Source organism: Pseudomonas sp. O39 (genome assembly GCF_045447295.1).
Classification (GTDB): domain Bacteria; phylum Pseudomonadota; class Gammaproteobacteria; order Pseudomonadales; family Pseudomonadaceae; genus Aquipseudomonas; species Aquipseudomonas antarctica_A.
The window spans coordinates 1-6,483 of sequence record NZ_JBJGXV010000045.1; the positions used below are offsets into that span (position 1 = coordinate 1).

The following is a 6,483-nucleotide window of genomic DNA, read 5'->3' on the forward strand; positions in this document are numbered from 1 at the left end:
AAAGGGCCCGAGAGGGCCCTTTTTTTGGTCAGTTTTTGTTGCGCCTGCAGCGCTCCGAGCAGTAACGCACTTGATCCCAGCAGCGTGCCCATTTCTTCCTCCATGTGAATGGAAGTCCGCAGGTAAGGCAGGCTTTAACTGGGAGCTGACTTTTCTTCAAAACGACTCCCAAATGTTGAGTCTTGTGAAATTGATTGGTCACGCTACCAGAGAGATTGTTTTTGGGTTCTACCATTTATTTAGTGCTGCCGTGACACGCGCCTGAGAGCAAGGTCTAACAGCGGCAGGGTCATGGGCGCTCTCTGAGAAGCACAAGCTCCTGCTCGACGTGGCCAGCATTTTACCAATGTTGCTGAATGGGTGATCGCCTATTCCGCGAAGCAGAATTCTACTTGCAGGGCATTCGTCGCTGAGCGATTGCTTGAGGGTCTAGTAGAAGCGCTTGCCACTAGCAACTCATCGCCCGACGAAATCGTCAAATTTTTCAGAATTCCGTTATGGGCTAGACCCGCCAGTTCTTCTTGAGTCTGGCGCAGCAAAGCGTTAACCGGCTGCCCCGATTCGGCGCAAAGAGTAATGGCTACTAGGGTTAGAGGATTCACATTGAGCTGGCCACTTAGCGCGGTGATCATCTCTAACGTCGGACTTGATTGACCGCGCTCTAGTTTCGAGACGTATGTCCGACTGCTGACTTCTGCCAGGTTCCGCTGAGTCAGTCCTTTACCAGCGCGAATCGCTTTAAGCACGGCAGCGAAGGCATTTTTGAGTGACATAAACACGTTCCTGATTTGAACAAGTCCCTTCGAGCGTGGATACCCTGGACGGGGCCATTCTAGTTACGTGGAAGCCTATCACGGTATGCCTGGGTTCCATGCTCCAGTGAAGCAGAGATGAAACTTGTAGCTTGCTGGAGCTCTATGTACGCATAGGTGGGCTATCGCCGATGCTGCCTACCTTGGCAGAGACCATCGCCATTGCGCCATGAGCGTCCAGCAACGGCAGGAAGTGACGCAAAACCAGAGCAGGCCCAAACGTGTTGATTTGAAATGCCGACTGCAACGCGTCTGCTTCAATCGGGGAGTAACTTTTTTCAGGCTTAATTTCGTCGCGATGAAGCAGTCCTGCGGCATGCACGATCAACTGATACGGTGCTTCTTCAGTCAATTCGGCTGCAGCTTTAGCGATACTGTCTGCATCCTCCAAGTCGAGGCAGGGAACACTGTTGCGCCCCAACTCACGAACATACGCACACCGTGGATCCTGATTGAGCAACTCACAAAACTCCCAGCCGAGCGCCCCACTGGCGCCTATTACGAGGGCACGATAGCCCTCACTAAGGGAGTTCATAGTCAAGGGGCTGTTCATCTAGGCTCTCCTGCGGTTTGGTCGATATTTCTTGGTATTAACCCAGTCGCCCTATCAGTTGCAGGAACTCGTGACGTGTCGCGGAGGACTCGCGAAAGGCGCCCAGCATCACGGATGAGGTCATCACCGAATTTTGTTTCTCCACTCCCCGCATCATCATGCACATGTGCTTAGCCTCAATGACCACCGCAACGCCTGCAGCATCGGTAATGTGCTGAATGGCGTCGGCAATTTGTTTCGTAAGGTTTTCCTGGATCTGTAAGCGGCGGGCGAACATATCCACCACTCGGGCGACCTTCGACAGGCCCAGTACCCATCCTGTGGGGATGTACGCTACATGAGCCTTTCCGATGAAGGGCAGCATGTGATGCTCACATAATGAATACAGCTCGATGTCTCGCACTATGACCATTTCATCGTTTTGCGATTCGAACAATGCGCCATTGATCACTTCCTCCAGGCTCATTGTGTAGCCATTGCACAGATACTGCATCGCCTTGGCTGCGCGCTTAGAGGTGTCCAGCAGTCCTTCACGCTCAGGGTTCTCGCCTACGCCGACGAGAATTTCACGGTAATGTTCGGCTAATGATGGGGTTGATGCGTTCATCTTGATTCCTCGCAGCCATGCTGCGCTTTATGTGGCGGCAATCCTTGGCAGTAGGGGAGTATTTTGCTGCGTGCGATCTGAGGAAGATGACTAAGGGGTCGCCAGATCAGCCATGACCCAGGTTCTTCGTCGGTGCCATGACGAAGTGAAGCTTTCTAGGTCTGCTTTGTTTTCAAAGTGGACTGCTCGTCTGATACGGGTTTGGACGCCGGCACCGCACAACGGTTATCGACACAGCGGCGGCCACTCTCTGGGTGAGGTAACCACGCCAAATGGGGACGTAAGCGGCAGAAAAGGCGATAACCGAATTCAAGCAGCGGGCGCAATGCACTCCACGTCAGTGGAGTTGCCCAAAAACCCAAACCGGCGGCGCGCCAGCTCCAAAGGGTGGCGTCCAGCCCGGTTACCCAGCGCCCATCAGCAAAACGGGCGTGCAGCGAGGACTGCATTTGCTCGAACGTAAACCCGAGTGCCTTGGCGTCAAATGCACCGCTGCTGATGTCCACAAAAAGCAGTCGATCTTCCGCTGCGTGTCCGCGCAGGAGCCTGATTTCGCGCGCACAAAGAGGGCATTCACCATCAAAGTACAGCGTCAGCGGCCAATTCATTTTCTTGTACATCAACCATGACCTTGTATAAGTTTTGTACAAGATATGCTGAAAGAAAGAGACTGACAATGGGTACTATTTTTTTGCTGTGGTACGGACGGTCATGCCTGCTTTCGTGAGCGGATCGCCCTATGCTTTCGATATCAAGGTTGGTGGCGGCAAGCTATGCGAGGGCGCTCACGTCTTCGGTGTGCGCCCCACCGGTTGTTCTCAAAGCGGGCGCGATGGAGTGGGCTAAGCTCATTAAGGTTTGCGCCGAAGGGCTGAAATCATCACTTACGACGTGAATGAGCCCAACGGTGCGATGCAGGTCACGGACAAGATGTCGATGCCAGATAATCAAGCAGAAATGCCGCCCATTCGATGAAGGGCGGTTTTGCCTGTTTGTCTGGTAGACGCTCAATTCCCTCTGTAGGTAGAGAAACCGTAGGGGCTTAGCAGCAGTGGGATGTGGTAGTGCGCAAGGGTACCGTCTACCTCAAAAATGACCGGTACCTCCGGAAAGAAACTTGATACGTTGTGAGCTTTGAACCACTCACCGGTTTTGAAGGTGACACGGTAGGTGCCTTTCTCCAGGGCCTGGCCGTCGGGGTACAGCCCGGGAATACGACCTTGCTCGTTTGTCGCTGCGCTGTTGAGCAGGTTCCAGCTCTTGCCGTCCTGTTTTTCCAGCGTGACATTGACGCCAGTGGAGGGCAGACCATCTTGTAAGTTGAGTACATGCACGCTGAGCGGGTTTCCTGCCGCTAACGCCAGCGAAGATACGACACTCAATACAACGCCAGCGAAAAACGTTTTTAATCCAGTCATGATGATGTCCTTAGTTTTTGACGGTAGGTAAAATTTTGTTGATAGCGGCCAGTGCGCAACCTTCATCGTTTGCTGCACCGCCGGCACCGGCCACTCCGATAGCGCCAATGACTTGCCCTTCAAACAGCAAAGGCACTCCGCCGCCCAGCAGCAATAGCTCACTCAGGGTGTTGAGGTTTTCAGCATCGGGTGTACTGCGAGCACGCTCTGCCAAGAGTCGTGTTGGCGTCTTGGTCGATAGGGCGGTATAGGCTTTGCGTTGGGCGGCTAAAGTGTTGTGTGGGCCAACGTTATCGTCACGTTGCAGGGCGACTAAATTTCCTCCTCGGTCGACAATTGCAGCAACACTTGTGCGGCCGTCGGCATGACACGCTGCCAGTGCGGTATTTAGCAAATCATTGGCTATTGCCAGTGACACGTCGTTGCGCTGCACAACTTGATCCGGGGCTGCAATAGCGAGCGCAGAGCTCATTGCAAGTGAGCTGAGCAATGAAGTTGACAGGCTTATACGCATGCTTTTTTCCTTTGTTTTGTCTGGCTGAGTCATCGCCAAGCATGATGACTCGTGCACTCCGTCAGAATGATTGCCTCCTGATTACCAAGATGTAATGTGCCAAAACGGTCAGGCGCGCTAGCCTATGCCCCAGTTCTGGAGGAAAAGATGCGTATCCTGGTCGTTGAAGATGAAGCGAAAACAGCGGATTACCTCCATAAAGCCCTGACTGAATCGGGCTACGTGGTTGAGGTCGCCTTGGATGGCCTGGAGGGCCAGTATCTGGCGCAGGAAAGTGAGTTCGATTTGATCATTCTTGACGTCATGCTGCCGGGCCTGGACGGCTGGCAATTGCTGCAGATTATTCGGCGCAAGTGGCAAACCCCGGTGCTTTTTCTTACCGCCAGAGACTCTGTGGAGGATCGGGTAAAAGGGCTCGAGTTAGGGGCCGATGATTACCTGGTCAAACCCTTTTCCTATGCCGAGTTGTTGGCACGCGTACGTACGCTGCTGCGCAGGGGCCCGCCCCGTGAGGTCGAGCAGTTTCTGGTTGCAGACCTCAGCCTGGATCTGTTGCGACGCAAGGTCACGCGCCAGGGTGAACGCCTGACCCTGACCAACAAGGAGTTTGCCCTGTTGCACCTGCTGGTCAGCCGTGAAGGAGAGGTGCTATCGCGCTCGTTGATTGCTTCGCAGATCTGGCAGATGAACTTTGACAGTGATACCAATGTGGTCGACGTCGCCATCCGGCGACTGCGCGCCAAGGTTGACGATCCTTACCCGCTCAAGTTGATACAGACAGTGCGTGGCATCGGCTACATGCTTGAGGTGCAATCCTGAAACTGTTTCCGCGCGCCCTGAGCTTTCGCCTGGCGGTCATGTTCGCGTTAGTCAGCGCGTTGCTGCTGGGCTCCATTGGTTTTTATCTTTATCAGTCGTTACAGCGAGAAGTCGCGTGGCGCGATGACCAGGCCCTGCTCGGGCGCCTGGAGCGCATGCAGGCGTTGATCAACGATAGTGTCAGCGTCGAGCAACTCAGAAATCGGCCCAAGCTCTACGAAAATATGCTGGGCAATCGCGACAATCTGCTATGGATTGTCGATGACATTGGCAAGGTGCTCATCGAAATCAACCCCGTAAGCATGAGCGTGCCCAAGTTACCTGCTGCAGCTCAGGCGCGGCTCGGTGACGGTCATGCTTCGCAGGCAGTGCGACTTGCCTGGAAGGATGTCATGCAGGGCGGACGCGGCTTGACCCTTATCGCTGGCAAGCTGTTAAGTGAGCGCGAGCAAATGCTGGGGGTTTACCGACTCAAACTCTGGCTCGCCATGTCAGTCGGCGCACTCTTGGCCTTTGTGCTCGGTTGGTGGGTCAGTCGACGGGGCTTACAACCTGTGCGCATGCTGGTGCAGCGCGCGGCCGGCATTGATGTACAGCATCTGCATCTGCGGCTGGATGAGTTCAACGAACTAAGTGAACTGCAGGCGCTCAGCCATGCGCTTAATCAAATGCCTGCACGCCTTGAAGATGGGTTCGCCCAGCTCTCTCGATTCTCGGAAGACCTCGCCCATGAGATGCGTACCCCGCTCAGCAATCTGATGGGGCACACCCAGCAAAGCCTGAGGCACAGTCGTTCAATCGAGGACTATCAGAACCTGCTGGTTTCCAATCAGGAAGAATATGAACGTCTGGCGCGAATGATCGACAGTATGCTGTTTCTTGCGCGTACCGAGCAGTCGCACGCATCCGTAAATCACGAGCTCATCGACCTATACGATCTAGTTGAGCAACTGTGTGAGTATTTTGAAGGCGTGGCACAAGAACGTGATGTCACGCTAATCAATCACGCCCATGATCAGTTACGGGCTGATCCGGCTTTGATCCGTAGAGCATTGGCTAACCTGCTCGCCAACGCGCTGCGTTATGGGGCTCCCGCTGCGGCCGTGACCATTAGCAGTGTGGTGTGGGAGGACAGGATTGAAGTCACTGTGCACAATCAAGGCCAGCCGATTTCAGCGGAGCATCTACCTCGACTGTTTGAACGCTTCTACCGGTGTGACCCCTCACGCAATCAGCCGGACGACTCTGGTGGCTTGGGGTTAGCAATCGTCCGCTCAATTATGCAATTGCATGGCGGTCGGGTAACCGTTGAGAGCACTGGAACAGGTACGCGCTTTTGCTTGGTGTTTCTGCTGCAGAATGCTTGAGCGAATTCCCTGAGTCTTATGTTTTGAGGTTTTTTCTTGGTTGGTTTCAATGGTCTTCACCTCATTAAAACCCTCAGTCGAGTCAATATTAAGCTCACTGCATCAGGCGCCCAAAGTTTGGACTTACAAACACGTTGCAAAGTAGAGTAGAACCTTGCAGGTTGCGTCTTGATGCTATCGCGCCTGTAAGCGCCATCGAGAAAACCCGTCGAGGCGGGTTTTCCAGACGCAGTACAATTTTCCTGTAATGCACCGCTTTACTGAGACATGTCATTCTTTTTCATGTCGTCTTTTTTCATGCCGTCATTGGACATGGAATCTTTCTTCATCGTGTCTTTGCCCATGGTGTCTTTTTTCATCGTGTCCTTACCCATGGTGTCTTTGTGCATTTCG

The 6,483-nt window shown here is 53.7% G+C and carries 9 protein-coding genes and 1 pseudogene; 2 read left to right on the forward strand and 8 right to left on the reverse strand.

Features of this window, described 5'->3' with window-relative positions; genetic code table 11:
• Window positions 1-28: 28 nt before the first annotated feature.
• From ACI77D_RS29040 to ACI77D_RS29070, 7 genes and pseudogenes are all read right to left on the reverse strand, one after another.
• Window positions 29-160, reverse strand: a complete 132-nt coding sequence (locus ACI77D_RS29040; RefSeq protein ID WP_407018067.1) for a DUF2256 domain-containing protein — start codon at window positions 158-160, stop codon at window positions 29-31.
• Window positions 161-368: 208 nt separating this feature from the next.
• A complete protein-coding gene (locus tag ACI77D_RS29045) occupies window positions 369-773 on the reverse strand; it encodes a helix-turn-helix domain-containing protein (RefSeq protein WP_407018061.1) in 405 nt (134 codons plus the stop codon).
• Window positions 774-933: 160 nt separating this feature from the next.
• Window positions 934-1,365: pseudogene (locus tag ACI77D_RS29050) on the reverse strand (SDR family oxidoreductase); the annotation flags it as partial.
• Between the two features lie 37 nt (window positions 1,366-1,402).
• Complete coding sequence (folE, locus tag ACI77D_RS29055; RefSeq protein WP_407018062.1) at window positions 1,403-1,972, reverse strand: GTP cyclohydrolase I FolE; 570 nt, start codon at window positions 1,970-1,972, stop codon at window positions 1,403-1,405.
• Window positions 1,973-2,127: 155 nt separating this feature from the next.
• Window positions 2,128-2,592, reverse strand: coding sequence for a thiol-disulfide oxidoreductase DCC family protein (locus ACI77D_RS29060; protein WP_407018063.1), 465 nt, complete (start codon window positions 2,590-2,592; stop codon window positions 2,128-2,130).
• 387 nt (window positions 2,593-2,979) lie between these two features.
• Window positions 2,980-3,390 carry a hydroxyisourate hydrolase gene (gene uraH / locus ACI77D_RS29065; RefSeq protein ID WP_407018064.1) on the reverse strand — a complete coding sequence of 137 codons (411 nt, stop codon included), beginning with the start codon at window positions 3,388-3,390 and terminating at the stop codon, window positions 2,980-2,982.
• 10 nt (window positions 3,391-3,400) lie between these two features.
• Window positions 3,401-3,904 (reverse strand): GlcG/HbpS family heme-binding protein, encoded by a 504-nt coding sequence (locus ACI77D_RS29070; RefSeq protein WP_407018065.1) that lies wholly within the window; start codon window positions 3,902-3,904, stop codon window positions 3,401-3,403.
• 147 nt (window positions 3,905-4,051) lie between these two features.
• On the opposite strand from ACI77D_RS29070, the gene ACI77D_RS29075 reads away from it, so the two are divergent.
• Both ACI77D_RS29075 and ACI77D_RS29080 read left to right on the forward strand, forming a co-directional pair.
• Window positions 4,052-4,723: a heavy metal response regulator transcription factor gene (locus ACI77D_RS29075; RefSeq protein ID WP_407018066.1), complete on the forward strand. Its 672-nt coding sequence runs from the start codon at window positions 4,052-4,054 to the stop codon at window positions 4,721-4,723.
• Complete coding sequence (locus ACI77D_RS29080; RefSeq protein WP_407018068.1) at window positions 4,720-6,090, forward strand: heavy metal sensor histidine kinase; 1,371 nt, start codon at window positions 4,720-4,722, stop codon at window positions 6,088-6,090. The genes ACI77D_RS29075 and ACI77D_RS29080 overlap by 4 nt, the downstream gene beginning before the upstream one ends.
• Window positions 6,091-6,347: 257 nt before the next feature.
• On the opposite strand, the gene ACI77D_RS29085 is transcribed toward ACI77D_RS29080, so the two are convergent.
• A partial coding sequence (locus tag ACI77D_RS29085; protein WP_407018069.1) for a pentapeptide MXKDX repeat protein occupies window positions 6,348-6,483 on the reverse strand: 136 nt, incomplete at its 5' end.